The following is a 25222-nucleotide window of genomic DNA, read 5'->3' as shown; positions in this document are numbered from 1 at the left end:
TCCCCCTATCAATAAAATAAAAACAGGCTGATATAATATACTAAATAAAAGTAGTATCTAAGCATTACCCTAAAAGGTAGTACTTATTCCTATATCAAACTATTACCTCTCCCTCGTTTATTATCTTACTATATTAAATATTCGTTTTCAACAGAATTTTACAAAAATTACTAAAATGAACATTGAATATTTAGAATTAATAAGTTAACATATAATTATTATTTGGTTATTGAAGGAGGAATATAATGGAAGAAGTATACGAAGAGAAAGATTCGAGTCTTCCAATTAAAAAAATATGACATTAATTATTAGTTCTACGGGACTTGGAGTACTTGCAGATGCAATCTACACCCTTTGTATTGCTTGGTATATATTAGAAGAGACCAATTCTGCATTTTTAACTTCAGTAATATATACTATATCATTTATAGTTAATGTTATTTTTGGTCCCTTCATTGGTGTATTAGTTGATCGCACTAGTCCCAAGAAAGCAATGTTTAAAGCCTATTTAGTACTTGCTTTAATAGGTCTAATACTTATAGCAGCATATCTATTAATAAACAATTTAATAATCTTTATTGTGTTAGCTATGGTTATACTTAATGATGTAGCCCAAGCGTTCATAAACCCTTCTGTAGGACGAATGCTACCACGATTGGTAGGTATGAAGAAAATCGTAGTTGTAAATGGATATATGTCCTCTGTAGAGCGTTCCGCGTCAGTATTAGGTAAGGCTATAGCAGGAATATTATTTTCATTCATTGGGTTTATAGGAGTAATGTTAACTCATTCTATTATTTTCCTGTTAGCATCACTATTAACAACTTGGTTAGTTCTACCAAAAAGCTTGAATAAAAAGAATGAAAAGAAAGTACTGACAAGAAAAAATTATTTAGCAGAATTAAAAGAAGGTATCAACACTCTGAAGCAACAAAAAACTTTATTAATACTATCATTAATGAATATGGGAGTTAATGTAATATCGGTTGGTCATCTTTATATTGTTATTTTTAAAACTCAATATGGGGCAAATGCAACTCAATACGGACTTTTAGAAGCTTCAGGGATCGGCGTTTCGATACTAGCAGGATTATTCGTTGGAAGATTAGCTAAGAAAATTAAACCTATTATTACGCTAAGCTTTAGTAATATCATAGCAGGTTTATGTATGATATTAATTGGTTTTTTTGACCAATTAATGATAGCGGTGATTTTGCTCTCAATACAAATGATATGTAGTGTATTCTATGGTGTTGTTTTTGGAACTCTTTTAATAACCTTAGTAAAGGAAGAATTCCGCGCCCGAATAGATTCACTAGTAGTTAGCATTTCTGCATCAATAATGCCGGTCACAGTTCTATTAGGAGGATATTTAGCAGATGTAATACCTGTTAGATATATTTTTTATGTTGCGGGTACATGGGTAATTTTAATGTCTGCATTACCACTTTTAAGTAAAGAAACAAGGAAAATTGAGAGGATTAGTTAACCCCTATAATTAATGAAATTGGAGTTCTCGTAATGTTAATTGGAACGATGAAGGCAAAATCCGTATTATAATAGGACTTTAGGAAAGCTCGGAGAAGTAGTGGATACGGGAATATGGTATGACAGCAAATGGGAACTGATGATAGCTGGAAGTTGTCAATTATATCTATGTAGGAATATCAATAGACTTAATTTGAAACCAAATTAACAGATGGATGGATAAACTTTTATAATATGAGAGTTAAGGGATAACAAACATTGTAGTAAAGTTATACCTACTTGGCCAGTCTAATATTATTATATCAGGAATCGAGAAACTAACATTCAATCTAATTAAATATGTTAAGAAAGAATATTTAAAGTTAACAAACAAAATGTTAAAAGATTTAGATCAGGAAAAATACAAGAAATTACATAGTATGAAGATAGTACCCCGTTAGATATTGAAGAATTCTTACTTCTAGAATGTTAATTGTTAACATGCGACAAAACGTTCAAGTGCAGTAGAACAAATTATTGCAGACCGTGGAACAGTAGATGTTCTAATTAACAATGCGAGAATTCAGTTTATTTCACCTAATTATGGATTCATGAAAGAAAAAAAGGGACATAGTAGTAGATGTTATTCTAAAAGGAACATTCTTAAACAAAACATGTACTTCTAGCAATGAAGGAACAAAAATATGGTCTATTCATTACTATACCTTCAGGAAACGGAAGAAGACCTGATAAATATAAATCTGCATATGTTGCAGCAAAATATGGACAAATTGGTTTTACAGCTAATGCCAATCTACGTTCCAACTCGTAACGAACTAAAAGAAAAACAATTACCTGAACTGGCAGAAAAGGATGGTACTTCCATAGTAGAAGCATTGAAAACTAATATAATGGTAATCAATGGTTAGGACGTTTACTTGAGCCTTCTAAAATTGCAGCAACAGCTGTATTTTTAGCATCTGACGGTGCTGCGGCTATTACTGGTGAAGCACTGGGAGTTCCTGGCGGAGAATAATTAGTAGGGAAAACAGGTGGGAGGTTCTCTTGGAATTAAAGATTGTATAATCAAAAGATTGGCATAAAGTAGAGTTTCTCATAACTCCAACCTTCCCCTCCTCCAATAAAAGAGAACTTTTTACAATACTGGTACTAATAGTTGCTTCTTGTTATATTGGTAAAGCAAACGGAATACCTCCGATTTCCAGAAACGAGTTCCACTCGAGACTGAAAAGTCGAAGTTTTTATTGCATGTATTATTCCACTAGATATTCTATAGCCGGTTCTGATGCCGGACTCTTTGAATTAGATTTTTGACTAAGCTGTGATGGTAATTGCCATGCTGTTACAGCTATCAGTAGTACAAAACGATATCCATACCGCCACAAAGAAATATTGTCAATAAATAGTGAAATAGTCTCCTCTTGGAAAATACTTGAAATACTATAGATAATGTAATAACCTAAAATGAAGTATATTCTTAACAATATCCCTATTAGACTTCTCACTACAGCTATGAACTGATGGAAAACCACTACATTACTCTTTGAGAGATAATATACTAAATGCCCAGATAATCCCTCAATGACCCAGGTAACAATGCCTATTTTATATTCTGTTGATAGCAATAGATGTCCAAGCCACACCACCAATTAAGCAGCTAATAAGACACCAGCAATTGGCAAACTTAAATTTCTTCCTGCATTCTCCATACTATAATTTCCTCCTTTTTTGGTTAAATTTTTATCTTTCCCGAAAATCCTGTATTGATAGACACGCTCTATTTTTATGATTCATACAATGTGGTCTTTTCTATCAAATTTTTACATGAAAGCGGTTGCTACAGAGGTTCCCGCTACAAGGAAAATATCTTTCATCGGAATCTTCCTCCTCTTTGATTTAAAATCCAATCTTCACTTTGCAGATGTAGTATGATGATGAATGTATTGACAGTAATACTCAAAGTAAAAATAAAAAGTCTAAAAAAAGATTGACACCTGTGTCTTTAGGTACTATAGTAGTTATCATATCTTACAAATTAATAAATTTTGAAATTTTCTTCTTATCCAGAGAGACCGAGGGATCAGGCCCTATGAAGTCTCGGCAGCGGGTTAATATCGATTAACACTGTGCCAATTCCTGCAAATGTCATGTACATTTGAAAGATAAGAAGGAAGTTGTTTCATGTGATAACATAACATGAGACCTTCCTTTTTTCTATTGGATAAGAAAAAAGGAAGGTCTTTTTTGTTGTATACATAATTCTTTAGAACAGGAGTGGAACAAGCACATGATTGAATTTCGGAATATATCGAAAACCTTTAAAATTGGCAATCGTAAGGTGGACGCGGTGAAAAATGTGTCCCTCACCATTCAACAGGGGGAAATTTTTGGGATTATCGGATTTAGTGGTGCTGGTAAAAGTACATTATTACGGCTTGTGAACTTATTGGAGAGTCCGACAAATGGTGAAATTGAAGTGCAAGGAGTTAATATCGGCTCGCTGTCACAGAAAGAGGTTAGAAAGCTGAGAAGCCGAATCGGGATGATTTTTCAGAACTTTAATCTATTCGCTTCTAGAACAGTCGCAGGAAATGTCGCGTATCCTTTAAAATTGGCAGGTGTGCCAAAAAAAGAGATAAATGAACGCGTGGATGAGCTTCTTCGCTTTGTGGGGCTCACAGATAAGGCAAAGGATTTTCCTGAACAATTATCAGGTGGGCAAAAGCAGCGGGTAGGGATTGCTAGAGCGCTTGCCACCTCCCCCGATATTTTAATTTGTGATGAAGCGACCTCAGCGCTGGATCCTGACACTACTGGGGAAATTCTTCGTCTTCTCAAAAAAGTAAACAAGGAATTAGGAATCACCATCTTATTAATCACGCATGAGATGCATGTCATACAAGAAATATGTGACAGGGTAGCAGTGATGGAGAATGGAGAAGTAATTGAATCAGACTCCGTCTTTAATGTTTTTACCAATCCTAAGCATCTTACTACTCAGCGTTTTATTCAATCGGTTCAGCAAGATAGACCTTCTGAATCATTATTGGAGGAGTGGAGGAAAAAAGGTGGGAAGCACTTATATCGTGCCATCTTTAAAGGTGAAATTGCTAGTGACCCTGTCCTCTCTCGTGTAACAAGAAAATTCGGTGTGGACGTGAATATAGTCTATGGATCTGTACGAGAGCTTCAGGAGAGATTATATGGAAATCTGCTTGTTTCATTTGAAGGTCCAGAGGATCATATCTCATCTGTACTTTCGGAATTAGCAAAAGATGTGAGTGTGGAGGAGGTGAATATAAATGAAGGTTGATTGGAGTACTTTTTGGCCACGTATTGTGGAAGCTACCGGGGAGACCCTGCTAATGGTCATTATGACTCTCATTCTAGGTTCAATTCTTGGTATAACGATAGGTTTACTACTGTTTGTTACAAGAACAGGAAATATATTAGAGAATAAATTTTTGTTCCATTTGCTTAATTTCTTGATTAATATTATTCGTCCAGTTCCGTTTATCATCTTTTTAGTAGCAATTAGTCCCTTAACAAGAGCAGTGGTCGGGACGACGATTGGAACGTGGGCAGCTATTTTTCCGATGACCATTGCCTCCGCGTTTGGTATTGCGAGAGTGGTCGAGAACAACTTAGTCAGCATTGACTCTGGAGTAATTGAAGCGGCTAAAGCGATGGGGGCAAGTCCTTTACGTATCGTTTTTACCGTGTTGATTCCAGAGGCACTCGGTCCGCTCATTTTAGGCTTAACTTTTGTAACGGTAAGTTTAATCGATTTCTCCGCTATGGCTGGAACAGTTGGTGGGGGCGGCTTAGGGCATGTTGCGATGACTTACGGATACCAACGGTTTGATGGTAGTGTCATGCTTGTTACCGTAATTATTCTAATTATTCTAGTACAGGTCGCACAGTGGATTGGAAATACATTATCAAGAAAGATAATGAGACGATGATTACGCTTTAAATGGGCAACTATGAATCTATAAAACTACGGAAAAAGGAGACAGAAAGATGAAAAAGTGGTTTAGTATTTTACTTATCCTAATAGCAGTTGGTACATTAGCAGCCTGTGGAGATGATACGGCATCAGGTGATGGGGAAGTAGTAAAGATTGGTGTAACAGGATCAGATGGTGAAGTATGGCCGATTTTAAAAGAGAAGGCGAAAGAAGAAGGAATTGAAATTGAACTAGTGGAGTTTTCGGACTACACATTACCGAATCAAGCATTAGCTGACGGGGAAATTGATCTTAATTCTTTCCAGCATATTGCGTTCTTAGCCCAATTTAATGAGGAGAACGATTTAGATCTTGTACCAATTGGGGCAACTGTCATTGCACCGATGGGGATATACTCAGAAAAGGTGAAAGATGTTAGCGAAATTAAAGAAGGGGACAAAATTGCCATACCGGATGATCCTTCTAACCAAGCTCGCGCACTGAAATTATTGGAATCAGCAGGCTTAATTACATTAGCGGATGACTTTGGCCTATTCGGTGACCCAAGTAAAATTGTAGAGAATCCAAAAAATCTAGAAATACTACCGATTGTTGCTCAGCAAACACCACGTGTATTACCTGATGTGGCTGCCTCTGTTATCAATAATGGTGTTGCTGGACAGGCAGGATTTGATCCAGTGAAGGATCCGATTTATCTAGAAGATGGTGATGATCCAAATGCTTTGCCATATGTGAATATATTTGCTGCACGCTCAGATGATCAAAACAATGAAACCTATCAAAAAATTGTCGAGCTGTATCATGAAGAGGAAGTCGTGAAGGCAGTGGAAGCTGATACAAATGGTGGTTCTATAGTAGTTGATATATCAAAGGATGAGCTATTAGAACAATTTGAAGGACTATAAGGAGGAGATTAGGTTGAGTAAAACATTATCCGGAATAGAGTTAATTCATGAGTCAATTGAATCTAATAAACAAAAGTATATTGAAACGAGCCAGGCTATACATGCTAACCCAGAAATCGGAAATCAGGAGTATTTTGCAAGTAAAAAGCATGTCGAGACCTTAACAGATGCAGAATTTAAAGTAGAAACAGCCGTTGCTGGACATGAAACTTCTTTTTATGCGGTGAAAGACAGTGGAAAACCAGGTCCAGCTATCGCGTTTCTTGCAGAGTATGATGCACTTCCAGGTCTAGGGCATGCCTGTGGTCATAACATTATTGGGACGACTAGCGTAGCAGCTGCGATTGCACTTTCTAAGACACTAGAAGAAACAGGCGGAAGTGTAGTGGTTTTAGGAACACCTGCAGAAGAGGGCGGTCCCAATGGCAGTGCGAAAGGCAGTTTTGTAAAGCATGGGTATTTAAAAGAGATAGATGCCGCTCTTATGATTCATCCATCGGGAAAAACATCCTTAACAGGCGAGTCACTTGCCGTTGACCCACTTGATTTTCATTTTTATGGGAAATCTGCCCATGCATCTGGATCTCCTGAAAAGGGAATTAATGCATTAGATGCAGTTATTCAGCTATTTGTTGGGATTAATGCTTTACGTCAGCAGCTTCCGACAGATGTCCGAATTCATGGAATCATTACCCATGGTGGAGATGCACCAAATATTATTCCTGAATATGCATCTGCAAGATTCTACATACGTGCGGAATCATGGAAAAAGACAGAGGAAGTATCGACAAAGGTACGTGCAATTGCAGAAGGTGCCGCTCTTGCAACCGGTGCAACGGTGAAAGTTGATCGTTTTCAAAATGAAGTTAAAGATTTTGTGTTGAATCCGGTGTTAGATTCTATATTACAAGAAGAGTTAGAGGCTGTAGGAGAAAAGGTTTGGACAGTTAAAGAATCGGGTAAAGGTTCTACGGATGCTGGGAATATCAGTTACGAGGTTCCAACAGCTCATCCTCATATTAAGATTGGCCCGGATGATCTCATTGCGCATACCAATGAATTTAGGGAAGCAGCTAAATCGCCAGAAGGAGACGCTGCGCTTATAAAGGGAGCAAAAGCACTCGCAGCTACAGGATACAGGTTACTAAAAGATGGTGAGCTTTTAAGCCAAGTGAAAGAAGCATTTGTGCAGTCGAAAGCGAGGAAAAATTAATAGTTTTACAGTTTTACTATTAAGGGTGTTCATTTTTGTGAGCACCCCTTTTTGTGAATATTTTTATGTACCGAATAAGGATTATCTTGTAACTGACTTAAATTACTTTAAAAAAGTTTGGTAGAATTGTAATAGTCTTATAGTAGCTAAAGTATAAGAGAGTAAATAGATGTTTTTCCTTTGGAGGGTAATGATGAAAAAATCTTTAATAATAACCCTAATTGTCACTGCTGTGATGATTGTTATGGTATTGAACTATGTAAATTCTAACAACGATAATACCATATATGTAGCTATGAATGGTGATGATCAAAATGAGGGCACGAAATCGGAGCCTTTTCGCACACTCCAAAAAGCTGCTTCAGAAGCTAAGGCAGGAACTACTGTCTTGATTAGGGAAGGAATTTACGAGGAACCGCTTGTTGTACAGTATAGTGGTACGAAATCCAAGCCCATAATTTTTAAACCATATAAACAAGAAGAAGTAGTTATTAGTGGTAGCAAGCTAACAAATAAAGAGGGAGATACTTCTTTAATTACAATTCATGATAAAGATTACATTACAATAAGTGGAATAACAATACAGGATTTAACGACAAATTTAACAGATGAAACGGTTATGGGGATTTATGTTACGGGTTCAAGTAGCCATATTACGTTAGAAAATAACCATGTCCACCGTATAGAAACACTTGCAGATGATGGAAATGCTCATGGAATCGCCATATATGGTACAGAATCCATGAAAGATATAAATATTGTCCAGAATACCGTAGAAGATTTAAAGCTTGGTTCAAGTGAATCGATTGTTCTTAATGGAAATATTGACGGTTTTAAAGTGGACGGCAATCTAGTTAGGAGAAACGATAATATTGGTATCGATTTGATTGGTTATGAAGGTGTCGCAAATGACAAGAAGCACGATTTTGTACGTAATGGAGTTATAAAAGATAATAAGGTTTACGAAATATCTTCTTTTGGGAACCCGGCATACGGAGAGGAATATGTAGCTGGGGGTATTTATGTAGACGGCGGAAAAGATATAACCATAGAGAAGAATACAGTGTATCAAAGTGATATTGGAATAGAGGCAACATCAGAGCATGCTAACCATTACGCAGAAAATATTACTATTATTAATAATGTGGTTTATCAAAACTTTTATTCAGGAATATCAATTGGAGGATATGATCAGAACAGGGGAGGTACTAAGAATTCTTTAATCGCCGAAAATATCCTGTATCGAAATGATACAAAAGGGCTAGACGGCGGACAGTTATTATTACAGCATGACATAAACAACAATATAATTGAAAGAAACATTATGACTGCTGGGCCATCGCGAATATTTATTGCCAATTATTTTAAAACAAATAATGATAATGAATTAATACGCAATATTTTCCATGCTGAAAAAGGTGAAGACGGTATCTGGGTTTGGAAAGAGACCGAATATACCTCTTTTCCCGATTTTAGGAAGGCTTCTAATAGTGATGAGAAATCCAGTTATATAGAAATAGAATATCAAGATGAAAAATCACTTGATCTTAAACTTAAACGAGATGCAAAAACTAAAGATATTCTAGAATGAATACCATTTGAAAGGGGATAAGATATATTGTCCTTGAACACAAATAGAAAGAATAAAAAGCCATATCCTATAGTCGGACATGGCTTTTTATCTGTTAGAATAACTATAATTTAGAATGCTTTCTGAATTAGGTGTTCAAACTAATTGACATTTATTGTAGAACATCATATTCTATATATGAGCATATGTTCATATAATAATAAAAATAGTATAGAGGGGTAAAAATGATGAGTGAAGAGTTAAAACATGAGGAGACGTTTCATGAAAGAAAAAAAGAATTAGATGAAGAGACGTTGTTTGTCGTTTCGCAAACGTTCAAAGCATTGAGCGACCCTACTAGAATTCGCATTTTGAACCTATTATGTACTGGGGAGCGTTCCGTCAATGATATAGCAGAGACGTTAAATCTAAGTCAATCGAGTGTCTCTCACCAATTACGATTCCTAAAAAATCTAAGATTAGTCAAATATAGGAGGGCAGGGACAACACTGTTTTATTCGGAGGATGATGTTCACGTTATGAACTTGTTAAAGCAGGCAATCGAGCATGCTGCACACCATTAGTTTAGGAGGGGCTTAATATGGGACACAACCATGGACATGATCATTCACATGGTGCGAATAAAAAGACGTTAATGATTAGTTTTATCATTATTACCGGTTATATGATTGTGGAAGCTGTTGGCGGATTCATGACGAACAGTCTTGCGTTACTATCGGATGCGGGACATATGTTAAGTGACGCAATATCACTTGGGATTGCATTACTGGCTTTTTCACTTGGGGAAAAAGCTTCTAACTATAGTAAAACATACGGGTATAAACGATTTGAAATATTGGCAGCTGTTCTGAATGGGGTAACTCTTGTACTAATTGCAATTTATATCTTTTATGAAGCGGTTCAACGCTTTCAAAATCCACCTGAAGTTGCATCAACTGGAATGTTAATTATTGCTACGATTGGTTTCTTAATTAATATTTTGGTTGCATGGGTCATGATGCGTGGTGGAGATGTTGAAGAGAACTTGAATATGCGTGGAGCATATTTACATGTAATTAGCGATATGCTTGGTTCTATTGGCGCCATTATTGCTGCTTTGCTCATCATGTTCTTTGGTTGGGGTTGGGCAGACCCACTTGCAAGTGTTGTAGTTGCTGCACTTGTATTACGAAGCGGCTATTATGTTACTAAATCCGGGCTACATGTACTAATGGAAGGAACGCCACAAAACGTAGATGTTGACGAAGTGGTCCAAACAATCCAAAATACAAAAGGCATTCAAGGTGTTCATGATTTACACATTTGGTCGATTACAAGCGGGTTGAATGCCCTTTCCTGCCATGCGGTTGTAGATGATCAAATGTCCATTGCTGAAAGTGAGCGAATGCTTCATCAAATCGAACATGATCTTGAACACAAAAACATCCACCATATGACGATTCAATTGGAAACAACAGCACATCTTCATAGCGATTCAATATTATGTAAAGCGAAAGCAGAATCATCTGGACACTATCACCACCATCATTAATGCAGAAATAAATATCTTCTTCAATATAATTTGCGCCCCATAAGTTAGAGTGAAAATCTTGCTTTTGGGGTATTTTTATTTGTCTATGTATAGTTTATTTTTCGTACTAGCCACTAAGCTTTCGAAGCTAATGTAAACTTTCCTCTTGACAATACCTAACGGGGGTATGGTAAGATGGGGTGGAATTAAATATGATTTAATAATTTTGTATGCAAGATGACCTTATAGCTTAGAAGGAGGAAGAAATAATGGATCATAGTAAACACAATCATCATGCTCATCATGTTGAATCGGAGATTAAAATAGATGTAACGTACAACAATGGAAAAATTCTAATTAAATTGGAAGATGATAATGGTATTCCACCTGAACTTGCTATACAACATGAAAAAGCGATGCATTTCATCATTGTTAGTAATGATTTAGAAAAGTACTATCATTTGCATCCAGAAAAAGAAAAACAAGGACTCTATGTTGTCAATCAAGTTCTAACTGATGGAACTTATCAAGCGTTTGTTGATATTTCACCAGTTAAAAAAGCTTATAAAATTACGCCAATTACTGTTCAGGTTGGTAGTATGGAAACAAGTAAAGTGGGATTTGCAGGAATGGACCATTGGACAAAAGAGATAGATGGAAAGAGGGTCACTTTAAATGCCGTGCACGCTACTACTAATGAAGAAGTACCATTGGTCTTTCATACGCACGGTGTGATACCAGATCCACATCTAGGTGCCTTGGGTCATGTGGTTGTTGTCGATGAGAAAGTCAACCAGTATATTCATGTCCATCCAGAATCAGAAGACACGACAACTTTTAAAGCACACTTTTCAAAAGCGGGAATGTACAAAATTTGGGCAGAATTTAAGTTTGGTGATAAGAAATATGTTTATCCTTTTGTCATAGAAGTAACAGAGTAAGTACGATTAGTAATATGCCTAAGGGGGGAAGGTTAAGATGAAGAAGTATTATCTGGAAGTCTACACTAGACCTACCTGCTCAGATTGCCAGGACTTGAAGAAATTCCTGCAAAATTATCGAATTCCTCATAAGGAATTCGATTTAGTAAAACAACCGTCAAAAGAAAAGGATCTTATCAAGATAACAGGAAATAGAATAGTACCAGCACTTATATTTTCCAGTCCATCCAGGTTTGGGGTGAGGAGAAAATCGGTTAGTTTTGTAGGGTTCGAGAGAAATAAGGATGAAATAAAGCAGCTGTTAAATTTAGATAGTAAATAATTGGATAGGGTATATTTTTTAAATAAAATTATACCCTCCCCCAGTATGGTAAGTGTATATGAGAGGAAAGGGGAATAAGCGTGGAGACTGAAGATAAAAAAATAAAGATTGCTATAAATGGTGGGATAGGGTTTGGAGCAAAATTAGATGCAAGACAACTAGTAACAATCTCTAAATATATGAATGCGGATGATGAACTTGAATTGACTACTTTTCAACAACTCTATATAGAAATTCCAGAGAATAGAAAAGAGGAGATTATAGAGGAATTTGAACGGGTTGGGCTGTCCTGTTACCCAGTTGGTAACTTCGTTAAAAGTCTGCGAACCTGCAATTTTTGTAAAGGTGAAGAACGAGAAGGGATGCCAGTGGCTAAAGAATTAAATCGCCGTTTTGCCGGAAAGCCAGTACCCTTCACGCTGAAGATGGCTTATACAGGCTGTCCAATTGGTTGCGGAGAACCTATGGTAAGCGACATAGGAGTTATGAAGTTTAAGGATCATTACAATTTATATGTTGGTGGAAAAGGGAAAGGAATGGATGCGGAGGTTGGTTCATTACTCAAGGAAAATATAACTCCAGAGGAATTGTACGATACTGTAGAAAAGATTATTGATACTTATTCGAAAATGGGCAAAAAACGGGAGACATTTTTTAAATTCTGGAAGCGGATAGGTAAAGAGGAAGTGACTGGATAGTTAAGGGCTGACGCTCATTATTTAGAATTAGAATCAAAATACTGTAAAAAATAAAAATGGAGGTAGTACATCATGTCTACACATTCACAATCAATCTCGCAACCAGATCCAATGCGTTGGAAAGCACTAGTTTTATTGTGTTTTGCCAATTTCCTTGTAATGATGGATTCTGCCATTATTCAGATTGCATTACCATCTATTCAAGATACGCTTGGTTATAGTCAAGAAAACTTACAATGGGTAATGAGTGCATTTCTTGTGTTTTTTGGAGGATTTCTCCTTTTGGGAGGGAGATTAGCGGATTTATTCGGTAATCGACGCATATTTAATTTGGGTGTCATCGTGTTAATTGTATCATCGTTGTTTGCAGGGTTAGCTTGGAGTGAGATGAGTCTAAATGCATCTCGAGCAGTTCAAGGATTAGGGTCTGCTTTTATTGCCCCTGCAGCACTGTCGATGATTATGCTACTTTTTTCTTCTAATAGTAAAGAAATGGGTAAAGCACTTGCATTTTGGGGACTTTCTGGTGCAGCAGGGGGCGCATTAGGTATTGTTTTAGGTGGCGTCATAACAGAACTTCTAGGTTGGCGCTGGACGTTATTAATCTATGTACCGCTTGGTATAATCGTGCTTATTTTTTCTCCAAAGCTTTTGCAAAAAACGAGAAGAAAAGCTACTGGTCGTGTCGATTATATCGGTGCCATTCTAGTTACTGTTTCTTCGATGTTAATTGTATATGGAATCGTTACAGCAGAGCATAATGGCTGGCAGTCTGTTAATACTGTGCTTCCATTGGCTATTGGTGCAGTCTTACTTGTCTTATTTATTATCATCCAGTCTAAGATAAAAGAACCGCTCCTGCCACTTAACATCTTTAAGACCCCTAACTTGTCTATAGGGAACGTTTCTGTTTTCTTAATAGCAGCATCATGGTTCCCGCTTGTATATATACTTGTCTTATATTTGCAACAGGTATTACAGCTTTCTCCATTTGTTGGAGCAATGGCCATGCTACCGATGCCAATTTTTATGGCACTATTTATGATCTTAATAGCAGAGAAGGTTATGGATAGGTTTGGAATCAAAAAAACTATGATTAGTGGGTTTATCTTACTTGGAGTAGGGGGTATTTTATTTTCACAAACTGCTACAGTAGACGGTAGCTATTGGACTAATGTGCTATTGGCCTCATTAATAGCATCTCTAGGTAATGCACTTGCTTACTTACCTGCTACAACAGCATCCGTGGCAGAGGTCGAATCAGAAAAATCAGGTATTGCATCTGGTTTGTACAATACTTTTTACCAAATTGGGTCAGCAGTAGGTCTAGCTGTAATAGTAGCTATAGCAGGTGCAACAACGGCCACTAGCACATCTGGGTCACAGGTAGTTGCATTGAATGATGGTTTTCAACAGGCGTTTTTCTGGGGAGGTATTATAGGTTTGGTTGGTGCTGTGTTGGCACTTCTGTTTACTCGTTCAACCAAATAATATGAACCACTTGTTGGGTAATTTTCATGGAAGAACGCTAAATAGAATGTCTCTTCTTGACAAAAATACCATATGGGGGTATAGTATAAGTATAAAATAAAAGGAAGTGATTCATTTGGATAAATTCTTACATGATCACCCAAGTAAACCAAGAACTCAAGATGAAAAGCAAAAAGTTATTAACCGTTTAAAACGTATAGAAGGTCAGGTTCGTGGAATACAGAAAATGGTTGAAGAAGACCGATACTGTGTAGATATTCTAGTACAAATAAGTGCAATTCAATCGGCTTTAAAAAATGTAGGTTTCGCTGTTACCGAGCGACACATCAACCATTGTGTTAGTGATGCGATTAGACAAGGTGAAGGTAAAGAAACGATTGAGGAATTAATGGAAGTCCTAAAACAATTCTCCAAGTAAGGAGGGAGCAGCTATGAGCGAAACAAATCATGCAACATTAGGTATAACAGGAATGACCTGTGCCGCGTGTTCCAACCGTATTGAAAAAACATTAAATAAAATGGATGGAGTTGAAGCTCAGGTCAATTTAACGACGGAAAAGGCATCTATTGACTATAATCCAGAAGAAACTTCTCTTGATGACATTACGAAGAAAATCGAAAATATTGGGTATGGTGTTTTAAAGGAGAAAGTCGATCTTGATGTGTTTGGAATGACTTGTGCCGCGTGTTCAACCCGAATAGAAAAGGTACTGAACAAGCAAGAAGGAGTAACGAATGCTACTGTAAATTTAACGACGGAAAGTGCCGCGATTGAATATAATCCTGGCATAGTCGATGTAGATACCTTGATTGAAAAAATCAAGAATACTGGCTATGACGCGAAACCAAAGGCAGAAGCAAAAGAAAAGCAATCGTATAAGGAGAAAGAACTTCGAGGTAAGAAAATCAAGTTGATTGTTTCGGCTATACTTTCTGTCCCACTACTCGTAACCATGCTGGTTCACCTATTTAATATGAATATACCGCATATATTCATGAATCCTTGGTTCCAATTTGCGTTAGCAACGCCTGTTCAATTTATTATCGGATGGCAATTTTATGTTGGTGCCTATAAGAACCTGAAGAACGGTGGAGCAAACATGGATGTATTGGTTGCATTAGGAACGAGTGCTGCATATTTTTATAGTTTATACGAGGCATTTAAAACCATCGGTAATCCTGAGTATATGCCACACTTATACTTTGAAACAAGTGCTGTGTTAATTACATTGATTTTATTTGGTAAATATTTAGAAGCTCGAGCAAAAAGCCAGACAACGAATGCACTTTCTCAATTGCTTAACCTACAAGCAAAAGAAGCTCGTGTCATCAGAGGTGGTAAGGAAGTAATGATTCCTATTGAAGGAGTCGTGGTAGGCGATAGGTTAGTTGTAAAACCTGGGGAGAAAATACCTGTAGATGGTGTTGTTGTGAAAGGAAGAACCTCTGTAGATGAATCCATGCTTACAGGTGAATCAATTCCTATTGAGAAAGATCCGGGGGCGAAAGTAATTGGGTCAACCATAAATAAAAATGGTTCGGTTGAAATGGAAGCTACAAAAGTAGGGAAGGATACTGCGCTTTCTTCTATTATAAAAGTTGTAGAAGAAGCTCAAGGATCGAAAGCACCAATTCAGCGTTTGGCTGATATAATATCTGGATATTTCGTGCCAATTGTTGTGGTAATTGCCATTTTAACATTTATTGTATGGATAGCGTTTGTTCAACCTGGCGAATTTGAACCTGCATTAGTTGCAGCAATTGCTGTACTTGTAATCGCTTGTCCATGTGCATTAGGATTAGCAACGCCAACTTCCATTATGGTTGGAACAGGTAGAGCGGCAGAAAGTGGAATCTTGTTTAAAGGTGGAGAACACTTAGAAAGAACGCATCAGTTAAATGCTATCGTTCTTGATAAAACAGGGACCATTACAAAAGGAAAACCTGAAGTAACGGACTTCACTGGTGATGAAGAGACACTACAATTATTAGCTAGTGCAGAAAAAGGATCGGAACATCCACTTGCAGAAGCCATTGTCGCTTATGCAACAGAAAAAGATGTTGATTTTGTCGAAGTGGATGAGTTTGTTGCAATACCTGGTCATGGTATAGAAGCGAAGATCACTGGGAAACAAATACTTGTAGGTAATCGAAAACTAATGCATAATCACCAAGTTGATATTGGAGATAAGGAAGAGATATTAGTTGAATATGAAGTCAATGGCAAAACAGCGATGTTGATAGCTATTGATGGAAAATATCGTGGTATGGTTGCTGTTGCGGATACCATTAAAGAAACAGCACCACAAGCAATTAAAGAGTTAAAAGAACAAGGCTTAGAAGTAATCATGTTAACAGGGGATAATGAAAGAACAGCTCGAGCAATTGCTAAGCAAGTAGGGATTGACCAAGTAATTGCCGGAGTATTGCCTGAAGAAAAGGCTGATAAAGTTAAAGAGATTCAAGATACGGGTAAAAAGGTAGCAATGGTTGGTGATGGTGTGAACGATGCTCCGGCATTGGTAACTGCTGATATTGGAATTGCCATTGGCACAGGTACGGAAGTTGCGATTGAAGCGGCAGATGTTACGATTCTTGGTGGAGAGCTATTATTAATTCCAAAAGCCATTAGAATCAGTCATGCGACAATTCTAAATATCCGTCAAAACCTCTTCTGGGCATTCGGCTATAATACAGCGGGAATTCCAGTTGCAGCTATTGGATTACTTGCACCATGGATTGCTGGTGCAGCAATGGCTTTAAGCTCAGTTAGTGTTGTAACAAACTCTCTTCGTTTAAAACGAGTAAAAATCTAAGACAACCTATTTAAAGGAGGTGAAAGAATCATGGAGAAAACGATAAATGTACAAGGTATGACATGTGGTCACTGCAAAATGTCAGTTGAAGGTGCATTAAAAAAATTAGATGGTGTATCAGCAGCTGAAGTTAACTTAGAAGCGGGTTCTGTAAAAGTTATGTTTGATGATTCAAAGGTAAATGTTGATACCATGAAAGAAGCAATAGAAGAGCAGGGCTATGATGTGGAAGCCTAACTATATGAATGAAAAAGCTGATTTTCAAATATGAAAGTCAGCTTTTTCTATTCCTATCGTATTACCCACTTGGATAGAACAGATTGTTAGTAATGCATAAATGTCAGTAATTATCAGGATAATTAGAGAATAGAAACCCCGGTTTTTGCTAATAAATTAAGTATGATGTTAACAAGATGAGGAGTTCCTATATGCTGACGGACTATGTTATTTTAGCTGCAATGTGGTTATTCGGGATTGCTGGTTTTTTTCTACTTATTCCACGTAACAATAGGCGGAAGGGAATTCTATCCTTCATGGTGTTTCAGGGAATTATTTGGCTCTGCGATATGCCTTCTTTTAAATATGACTTATTAAGTGCCCCTGTCCGTGTGCTACCAAAAGCAACAGACCTCACTATTACTATCAACTATTTATTTTATCCCGTGTTGTTTTCTATTTACTACGTCAATAGGAGAGTAAATAGCAGTATACCATATAGAATAATATACTATTTATTTTGGGTCTCTTCGATTACGTTGTTTGATGTAATACTTGAAAGATATACCAATTTGTTAGAATATGGACGGATTACCTGGTCGGGGATGTGGATATATATTGGGTTTATCTTTTTTGTAAGTGTACTTATCTGTAATTGGTTCTATAAGGAAGAATTAATCCGCACAAAGGGTAGTGAACCAAATGACCACTGAATTTTGGATATTACTATCAGCATATATTATATCTACTGGAATTCTTTTTTTCATTCCCAAAAGTAAGTTAAGGCTCGCGGTGGTGGCTTTCTTATTAAAACAGGTTCTGACTTTCTTACTTGGATTAGTCGTAGTAGAGTTCGGGTTGATTGAATATCCTGTGCGATTATTTCCTACGATTAATCGAACGAGTTTCACGTTTGAGTTTTATGTTTTCCCCGTAATATGTGCTGCATTTAATGTATGGTATCCAAATGGTCGAAGTGTTCTCTTTCGGTTTGGTTATTATGCTGGCTTTTGTACTGTAATGTCTATAATTGAGATTATATTAGAAAAACATACGGACCTAATTAAATACATTCATTGGGATTGGTACTTAACATGGATAACCTTATTTCTGTCATTCTTTATAGTACATTTGCTTTGTATTTGGTTCTTCAAAGGAAAAACAGCTTAAGAAACTTCTATACACCATAAGAGATCAGGATTAAGACGGTAGTTGATAGCAATAAAATCACAGGCGGATGTTTGTGATTTTATTGCTATTTAGAGTTCCATTCTACTGTATGGTTTTTAATCAGCATTCAGTTTGTTATTAGATACAACGCCATCCCAAGATGGGCAAACCTTGGTATAGTTCCCTAGATCTTTACTCTATTGATAGGAAAAAATATATAGAAGTAGTTATAAATTCTTATGTTAACCCGTATCAATACTCCAACAATTTGAGGTAGAATACCTATGAATATTTGGTAAATATAGGAAAGATATATCATATACTTTAAAAGTAGCGCTTGTTATAATTATTATAGTTTTACATCCATTCCTAAAATAGGGAATTATAGGTAATTAACATCATATACTATGAAGGGAAAGATGTTAATGAGTAAAATGAAATGGGTTCGAAAAGGGGCAACCGGATTGCTAACAGTGATGCTAGTCACAGGAGGTACATTTCCGAGTATAGCATCGGCAAATGGAAGTGTGGATTTTAAAAATGAAGAGAAACTATCAACAATTGAGCTTGTTAATCCAGAATTGAGTTCAGAAGAAATTGCTTCTATGGTTAAAGAATATGCAAATTCAGAAGGGCTAACGGAAGCTGAATCACTGGATCTATTTTATGAAGAGGCCCTTACACAAAAAATTGAACTAGAAAGTAATAAAAATACTATACAAAATAATAGCTCTCCAAACCAAGCCCCTGGAAAAGCAAAGTATAAAGGTGATGTCATGTATTCCAAAGCATGGACAGGGATAAATCATGGACATAGTGCTATATACTATACAACTACTACAGTCGTTCATGCACCTGGACCAGGGAAGAAAAGCAAAGCGGAAAGTGCCTACAATAAAATAGGATTAAAGAATGGCATAAAAATGCAGTATGTTAAAACAACCCAAACGAATCGTAATAAAGCAGCTAATTATGCCTATAATAACCTACGAAATAAGCCGTATGATTTAAACTTTGCTGCTAATAAGTTGACAACGTCTAGATTAAACTGCTCTGGCTTGGTTTGGTTTGCCTATGAAAAGTCAGTTGGTATTAATTTAGATGGCAACGGTGGACCTGGTGTTTACCCATCTAACATCAGAGATTCCTCTAAAACCGTGACATATGCTTCTAAATAAACTTATGAAAAGAACGCACTTTAACGCAATCCTCTTCTTAATTCTTTTGATTGTGATCGCAACGGGTTGTTCAGAAGATAAAAGCAAACCAGATAAAAAGAGAATTGTTAGTGAAGCGAGTATTAATTTGTTTGAAGTGGATAAAATTGATCTTTCCGGTAAATCGTATGCCATGATATTTTCAGCAGATTTGTGGAATGAAGATGATCAGGAAAACGGTAGAAATGTATTGCTATTGTTTGATGATGAAGGGAAATGGGATGCCTATAAGACATATAATCTTGACCGTGCCAATGTTAACTGGACAGAAGATGGTCTCTATCTCTCAGATTATAAATATGAATACTATATTAACAACGAGGGAGAGGTAGAGAAGGCTGAGAAAACAACGGACTTGTTAGAGGGTACGGCGCAATACGGTTCTTCTGTCGATGATGATGGTGGTGTATGGTCCTGGTTTGACATTGGCTTTAGTGAAGATGGCTATGATACACGCATCACGTATCAACATAAGGGAGAACGCAAAGAGACAATTGTCGAGGGCGTTTACAGTTACCTTTTTACTGCGGGGACACAGCTTTACGGGGTATCATCTAGTTTCGATTTACCGAATGGGATTAATAAAGGTGGTCATATGGGACTAGTTGAGTTTGTTGGTGATGATCTAAAACCGAAAGTTTTATCCTCCCATCAATTACCTAATCCTGATATGGAGCCAGTCGTAATTTCTCAACAGGTTGCACAAAAAGATGATACAGTTCATGTAATCGGCGAGGCAGAGGTTGTTAACGATGAAGTTCAAACCAATCTGATGAAATGGAATATTCAAGAGGGTACATTTGAACTAGACCGAATCGCTGTTTCTACCGATCATTACGGTAATGAATTAAGCTCTTATACGTATTACACGGATCAGCAGGCACTGGTTGGTAATGAATTGTATTGGTTTAATGAACGGGCAGAATTAATGAAGACTAATATTGATACGAATAAAACGGAGCTTGTTCAATCCTATGACATCAAGGTCCAAAATGAAATGTTTTATACGGCGCGTATCGTTAACGATTCCATTTATTTGATAGTTAACGATACAACATGGGGTGATTCTTCTGATCGTGAAGGTACTAAGATGCGTCTAATAAAGACCAGTTTAAGTTCACCTGATAAATTTACAATAGTTGATATTACAGAAGGAAAAAAGCTAGCTAAACTGTTCTCGAAACAATCCTTAACCCCAACAAACAATAGTTTTGCGGTCCGTCCAACTTCTGATAATTGAGCGGAAAAAATAAATACTTGAAACACCTTTGAAATGGTAAAGAGAGATACCGTGTTCGAAGGTGTTTTTGTGTTTATTAAAAGAATCATTTGTTTTAATTAGGTAAATATAGGTATATAAAAGTCAATTGTACGATCGAACTAAATCTAATTAAAATCTTGTCAACAATGTTTTTGACAAATTGCACTTTTGATTAGATTGATACTCCGTTGCAAACGCTTTAACATAAGGGTATAAAGTACTAATTAAAAGTAAGGGGGAAGACCGACAATGAGTCAAAACTCAAAGGAGAAGTCTGACATCAGAGTTAAAATACAAAAGTTCGGTAGCTTCTTAAGTGGAATGGTACTACCGAATATCGGTGCATTCATTGCTTGGGGACTTATAACTGCATTATTTATTGAAACAGGATGGAGCCCGAACGAAGAATTCGCAACAATAGTAGATCCAATGCTCAAATATTTACTGCCATTATTAATCGGTTTTACTGGTGGGCGTATGGTTCATGATATCCGTGGAGGAGTGGTCGGTGCAACAGCAACAATAGGTGTTATTGTTGGATCTGATATTCCGATGTTCCTAGGAGCTATGATTATGGGACCGGTTGGGGGTTACCTAATCAAGAAGTTCGACCAAGCGGTTGAAGGAAAAATTAAATCTGGCTTTGAAATGCTAGTGAATAATTTCTCATCTGGTATCCTTGGGGCTATTTTAGCACTAATCGCTTTTAAAGGGATTGGACCGGTTGTTGAAGGTTTAAGTAATGCACTTGCTTCAGGAGTTCAATGGATTGTAGATCTTAATTTATTGCCTTTAGCAAATATCTTTATCGAGCCAGCGAAGGTATTGTTCTTAAATAACGCAATTAACCATGGTATCCTAACTCCTCTTGGTGTTGATCAAGCAGCAGAGGCAGGAAAGTCAATACTGTTCATGCTTGAGACGAACCCTGGACCAGGTCTAGGAATTCTATTAGCATTTATGTTCTTTGCAAAAGGAACAGCAAAACAAACAGCACCAGGTGCTGCAATTATCCACTTCTTTGGTGGTATTCATGAGATTTACTTCCCGTATATTTTAATGAAACCAGCTCTAATTTTAGCAGCAATCGCAGGGGGAGTAAGTGGAGTATTCACATACTCTATATTTGATGCAGGTCTAGTTGCTTCACCATCACCAGGTAGTATTTTCGCTTTACTTGCGATGACGCCAAAAGGCGGGTATCTAGGAGTAATCGCAGGTGTTATTGTAGCTACAGTCGTTTCATTCTTAGTAGCGGCACTAATTCTTAAGACAAACAAGAAAGAAGAACAAGATTTATCAGCTGCAACGTCTAAGATGGAAGAAATGAAAGGGAAGAAGAGTTCTGTAGCTTCTACTTTGACGAACACACAAGAATCTATCCAAGCAGACCAAATCAATAAAATCGTATTTGCTTGTGATGCAGGGATGGGCTCTAGTGCGATGGGAGCCTCTATTCTACGGAATAAAGTACAAAAAGCTGGTATAGAGGATGTAACGGTTATTAACACAGCAATCAATAATTTACCAGATGATGCAGACTTGGTAATTACGCATAAAGATTTAACCGATCGTGCAAAGGTGAAACTGCCGAATGCAACCCACATCTCAGTAGAGAACTTCTTAAACAGTCCTAAGTATGAAGAATTAATTAATGATTTAAAATCTAAATAACTGAAATAATAAGCCTAGTATAATGCTAGGCTTATTAAATTTTGGCAACAACTCATATGACTAAATTGTATTTTTGATTGGTTGTAAAAGGATTGAAGTGCTACTAAGATAGAAGTATATTGTCAAATCATGTCAACATCTTAAGGTGGGGCACGGCGGTCTAAATAGTTGGACGGAGTGAGAACGATGTACATTTCCGCAAGAGAAAGGAAAATTATTGAGATTCTTTTAACAGAAAGCAAAGAATTGGCAGTAAGAGATCTTGCAGAACAAATTGGCGTGAGTGAACGAACCATCCATCGAGACTTAAAAAATGTTGAGGATGTATTAATAGAAAAGAATTTAATGTTACATAAGAAGTCCGGTGTAGGGATTCAAATAATCGGGGAACCTAGTAAAATCGAAGAACTAAAAATGTTCTTATATAATTTGAATCAAACAGAATATACACCAGAAGAGAGACAAACCATTATTTTATGTGAGCTATTGGAATCGAATGGCCCCGTGAAATTACTTGGGCTCGCAAATGATTTAAATGTAACAGTTGCTACAGTAAGCAATGACCTAACTAAAATGGAAGAGCGAATGGAATCAGTTGGATTAACACTCATTAGAAGAAGGGGATATGGGGTAGAACTCAAGGGTTCTGAAAGCGCAAAAAGAAGGACCATGAGAACGATGATCTCCGAGCATTTGGATGAGACAGAATTACTATCTATAACAAGAGAGAGTATCCAAAGACGAACCTCACGTCAAATAGACACGATTGCTGAAAGGCTTTTAGGTCTTGTGGAAAAGAGTAAGCTACTAGTTATTGAAAAAGTGGTTGAATCCAATATAGATGAACTTCCCTATACGATGACCGAGAGTGCCTTTATTGGATTGGTTGTCCATATTGCACTTGCAATAGAACGAATACAAAAAGGCGAAGGTATTAAAGCCGAGACCTCTTTGTATGAAAATGAAATAGGCACAAAAGAATATGTATATGCAGAAAAAATTGTAGGGCAGCTTGAACAACTATTTGAAATCCAAATACCAAGAGCAGAAGTTGCCTATATCACCATGCACTTAAAAGGTGCTAAGATACGGCATGATAATAGTTACTTAATGGAGGATACCAGTTTACAAATAGCAATTAAAGCTAGAAGCTTGATCCAACATGTAGGTAATTATTTAGGAGTTCAGCTGAGTACGAACCAGTCCTTATTGGAGGGGATTGTTGTTCATCTAAAGCCAGCTATGTATCGAATTAAAAACAATATGGGTATAAGTAATCCTTTGTTGGACAGAATCAAAAAGGATTATGGTGACCTTTTTAGAGTTGTGAAGAGTGGTGTACAAGAGGTTTTTCGTGAACACCATGTACCTGATGAGGAAATAGGCTATTTGGTGATGCACTTTGGAGCGGCTCTATCCAATATGAAAGAAAAGCGAAGTTTTAAAACGGTTGTAATTTGTTCAACAGGAATAGGAACATCAAAAATGCTGGTGACAAGGCTACAAAAAGAATTTCCTGGGCTTACGGATATTCAAAATGTTTCTTTACAAGATTTTAAGAACATGCAAGTAACTGACGACTTATTTGTTATATCAACTATCCCTATTCCGGATAGTAACTTGGATTATATCATAGTCAGTCCACTGCTTAATCAGGATGAAATTAGTAAGATTCGTTCCATCCTTAATAGTCGATTGAACAATAAAAAAATTAATTTAACGGTACAAAACACGATAAGCCCTCGCAAAACAAGAAAAGGGCTTATGGAAGAAATGCAAAAGATTCAAGAGCTGGCTGGTACCATTCAAACCATTATAGAAGGATTTGAGCTAGGAGAGATTACTGGTCAAGTCACAAAGGAACAACTTCTACTCGAAGCATGTCAGTCATTGGCTGCTAAGAATAAAATCGGCATGGTTGAAGTGGTCGTTCAGGAACTTTTGAATAGGGAAGAACATGGTGGTTTAGGTATTCCAGGTACAGAAATGGCTCTTTATCACGCAAGAACGAATGAAATTAATCATCCTATTTTCTCCATCTATAGACTAGAACATCCGGTTAGGCTAAGTGGAATGGATAATTCACTAATGAGTGTACAACATATTATGATTATGTTATCACCTGTAGATGCTTCAAATATGGAAATGGAAGTATTAAGCTATATAAGCTCCTTATTAATTGAGAGTGAAGATGCTATGAGGATCTTTCAATCTAATGATGAGGACAACATTTTGGAGCTTCTAACAATAAGATTTGATAACTATTTTAATGAGAAAATCCAAAAAATAAGGAGTGTATGATAATGACTGAAATTTTATCAAAGGATAATGTTATGTTAAATGCTAATGTAGGGACAAAAGAGGAAGCGATTCGTTTAACAGGTAGTGTATTAGTGGAAAAAGGATATGTAGATGAAAGCTATATTGAAAAGATGCTGGAGAGAGAAGCGTTAACTTCAACTTATATGGGCAATTTTGTTGCGATACCACACGGTACAGAGGACTCTAAGTCGTTCGTAAAAGAATCGGGTATATCGATTGTACAAGTGCCAGATGGAGTAGACTTTGGTGGTGGAAACATCGTGAAGCTACTGATTGGTATTGCCGGAAAAGGTGATGAACATCTTGATATTCTGTCTAAAATAGCAATTGTTTGCTCAGAGGAAGAGAATATTGAATCATTGGTAAAAGCAAATTCTGCTGAAGAGGTATTAGCGATTTTTGAAGGAGTGAATTAAT

Annotated in this window: 25 protein-coding genes and 1 riboswitch; of the genes, 24 read left to right on the top strand and 1 reads right to left on the bottom strand. The window is 36.8% G+C overall.

Annotation, left to right across the window (positions count from 1 at the left end; all coding sequences use genetic code 11):
- Window positions 1-295 precede the first annotated feature (295 nt).
- The 3 genes from G5W_RS0109855 to G5W_RS24035 all read left to right on the top strand — a co-directional run bounded on the left by G5W_RS0109855 (window position 296) and on the right by G5W_RS24035 (window position 2503).
- Window positions 296-1489 (top strand): MFS transporter, encoded by a 1194-nt coding sequence (locus tag G5W_RS0109855; RefSeq protein ID WP_010096279.1) that lies wholly within the window; start codon window positions 296-298, stop codon window positions 1487-1489.
- Between the two features lie 666 nt (window positions 1490-2155).
- On the top strand, window positions 2156-2299 hold the full coding sequence (locus tag G5W_RS24040; RefSeq protein ID WP_202798741.1) for a hypothetical protein: 144 nt from the start codon (window positions 2156-2158) through the stop codon (window positions 2297-2299).
- A 120-nt stretch (window positions 2300-2419) separates the two neighbouring features.
- A complete protein-coding gene (locus tag G5W_RS24035) occupies window positions 2420-2503 on the top strand; it encodes a hypothetical protein (RefSeq protein WP_202798742.1) in 84 nt (27 codons plus the stop codon).
- Between the two features lie 238 nt (window positions 2504-2741).
- On the opposite strand, the gene G5W_RS0109845 is transcribed toward G5W_RS24035, so the two are convergent.
- Window positions 2742-3134: a hypothetical protein gene (locus tag G5W_RS0109845; protein ID WP_138919013.1), complete on the bottom strand. Its 393-nt coding sequence runs from the start codon at window positions 3132-3134 to the stop codon at window positions 2742-2744.
- Between the two features lie 410 nt (window positions 3135-3544).
- A riboswitch (SAM riboswitch) is annotated at window positions 3545-3657 on the top strand.
- Window positions 3658-3775: 118 nt separating this feature from the next.
- Here G5W_RS0109845 and G5W_RS0109840 point away from each other — a divergent pair.
- The 21 genes from G5W_RS0109840 (at window position 3776) to G5W_RS0109740 (ending at window position 25221) form a co-directional block, all read left to right on the top strand.
- Window positions 3776-4801: a methionine ABC transporter ATP-binding protein gene (locus tag G5W_RS0109840; RefSeq protein ID WP_010096276.1), complete on the top strand. Its 1026-nt coding sequence runs from the start codon at window positions 3776-3778 to the stop codon at window positions 4799-4801.
- Window positions 4791-5453: a methionine ABC transporter permease gene (locus G5W_RS0109835; RefSeq protein WP_010096275.1), complete on the top strand. Its 663-nt coding sequence runs from the start codon at window positions 4791-4793 to the stop codon at window positions 5451-5453. The genes G5W_RS0109840 and G5W_RS0109835 overlap by 11 nt, the downstream gene beginning before the upstream one ends.
- 58 nt (window positions 5454-5511) lie before the next feature.
- Window positions 5512-6363, top strand: a complete 852-nt coding sequence (locus tag G5W_RS0109830) for a MetQ/NlpA family ABC transporter substrate-binding protein (RefSeq protein WP_010096273.1) — start codon at window positions 5512-5514, stop codon at window positions 6361-6363.
- 13 nt (window positions 6364-6376) lie between these two features.
- Entirely contained in the window at window positions 6377-7576 is a 1200-nt protein-coding gene (locus G5W_RS0109825; protein ID WP_010096271.1) for a M20 family metallopeptidase, read from the top strand.
- Window positions 7577-7769: 193 nt separating this feature from the next.
- Window positions 7770-9167: a DUF1565 domain-containing protein gene (locus tag G5W_RS0109820; protein ID WP_010096270.1), complete on the top strand. Its 1398-nt coding sequence runs from the start codon at window positions 7770-7772 to the stop codon at window positions 9165-9167.
- Between the two features lie 227 nt (window positions 9168-9394).
- Window positions 9395-9730 (top strand): ArsR/SmtB family transcription factor, encoded by a 336-nt coding sequence (locus G5W_RS0109815; RefSeq protein ID WP_010096269.1) that lies wholly within the window; start codon window positions 9395-9397, stop codon window positions 9728-9730.
- Window positions 9731-9747: 17 nt separating this feature from the next.
- Window positions 9748-10698, top strand: coding sequence for a cation diffusion facilitator family transporter (locus G5W_RS0109810; RefSeq protein ID WP_010096268.1), 951 nt, complete (start codon window positions 9748-9750; stop codon window positions 10696-10698).
- A gap of 248 nt (window positions 10699-10946) precedes the next feature.
- Window positions 10947-11618, top strand: coding sequence for a hypothetical protein (locus tag G5W_RS0109805; RefSeq protein ID WP_010096267.1), 672 nt, complete (start codon window positions 10947-10949; stop codon window positions 11616-11618).
- 37 nt (window positions 11619-11655) lie between these two features.
- Window positions 11656-11940 carry a glutaredoxin family protein gene (locus tag G5W_RS0109800; protein ID WP_010096265.1) on the top strand — a complete coding sequence of 95 codons (285 nt, stop codon included), beginning with the start codon at window positions 11656-11658 and terminating at the stop codon, window positions 11938-11940.
- A gap of 80 nt (window positions 11941-12020) precedes the next feature.
- Complete coding sequence (locus G5W_RS0109795) at window positions 12021-12638, top strand: NAD(P)/FAD-dependent oxidoreductase (RefSeq protein ID WP_010096264.1); 618 nt, start codon at window positions 12021-12023, stop codon at window positions 12636-12638.
- Window positions 12639-12710: 72 nt separating this feature from the next.
- Complete coding sequence (locus G5W_RS0109790) at window positions 12711-14129, top strand: MFS transporter (RefSeq protein ID WP_010096263.1); 1419 nt, start codon at window positions 12711-12713, stop codon at window positions 14127-14129.
- Window positions 14130-14244: 115 nt separating this feature from the next.
- Complete coding sequence (locus tag G5W_RS0109785) at window positions 14245-14547, top strand: metal-sensing transcriptional repressor (protein ID WP_010096262.1); 303 nt, start codon at window positions 14245-14247, stop codon at window positions 14545-14547.
- A gap of 13 nt (window positions 14548-14560) precedes the next feature.
- Window positions 14561-16945, top strand: a complete 2385-nt coding sequence (locus G5W_RS0109780) for a heavy metal translocating P-type ATPase (RefSeq protein ID WP_010096261.1) — start codon at window positions 14561-14563, stop codon at window positions 16943-16945.
- A gap of 30 nt (window positions 16946-16975) precedes the next feature.
- On the top strand, window positions 16976-17182 hold the full coding sequence (copZ, locus tag G5W_RS0109775; RefSeq protein WP_010096260.1) for a copper chaperone CopZ: 207 nt from the start codon (window positions 16976-16978) through the stop codon (window positions 17180-17182).
- Between the two features lie 191 nt (window positions 17183-17373).
- Window positions 17374-17874 (top strand): CBO0543 family protein, encoded by a 501-nt coding sequence (locus G5W_RS0109770; RefSeq protein ID WP_010096259.1) that lies wholly within the window; start codon window positions 17374-17376, stop codon window positions 17872-17874.
- On the top strand, window positions 17864-18331 hold the full coding sequence (locus tag G5W_RS24660; RefSeq protein ID WP_010096258.1) for a CBO0543 family protein: 468 nt from the start codon (window positions 17864-17866) through the stop codon (window positions 18329-18331). Before G5W_RS0109770 ends, G5W_RS24660 begins: the two co-directional genes overlap by 11 nt.
- Before the next feature lie 425 nt (window positions 18332-18756).
- Complete coding sequence (locus tag G5W_RS22790) at window positions 18757-19509, top strand: YiiX/YebB-like N1pC/P60 family cysteine hydrolase (protein ID WP_010096257.1); 753 nt, start codon at window positions 18757-18759, stop codon at window positions 19507-19509.
- 4 nt (window positions 19510-19513) lie between these two features.
- A complete protein-coding gene (locus tag G5W_RS0109755; RefSeq protein WP_138919012.1) occupies window positions 19514-20788 on the top strand; it encodes a hypothetical protein in 1275 nt (424 codons plus the stop codon).
- 270 nt (window positions 20789-21058) lie between these two features.
- Window positions 21059-22483 carry a PTS mannitol transporter subunit IIBC gene (locus G5W_RS0109750; RefSeq protein WP_010096253.1) on the top strand — a complete coding sequence of 475 codons (1425 nt, stop codon included), beginning with the start codon at window positions 21059-21061 and terminating at the stop codon, window positions 22481-22483.
- Window positions 22484-22669: 186 nt separating this feature from the next.
- Window positions 22670-24784: a BglG family transcription antiterminator gene (locus G5W_RS0109745; protein WP_010096252.1), complete on the top strand. Its 2115-nt coding sequence runs from the start codon at window positions 22670-22672 to the stop codon at window positions 24782-24784.
- Entirely contained in the window at window positions 24781-25221 is a 441-nt protein-coding gene (locus G5W_RS0109740) for a PTS mannitol transporter subunit IIA (protein ID WP_033445644.1), read from the top strand. Before G5W_RS0109745 ends, G5W_RS0109740 begins: the two co-directional genes overlap by 4 nt.
- The last annotated feature ends 1 nt before the right edge of the window (window position 25222 follow it).

This window comes from Ornithinibacillus scapharcae TW25 (genome assembly GCF_000190475.1).
Classification (GTDB): Bacteria; Bacillota; Bacilli; order Bacillales; family Amphibacillaceae; genus Ornithinibacillus; species Ornithinibacillus scapharcae.
The sequence above is the reverse complement of the archived record's forward strand: the minus strand, read 5'-3'. Positions and strand labels throughout refer to the sequence as shown.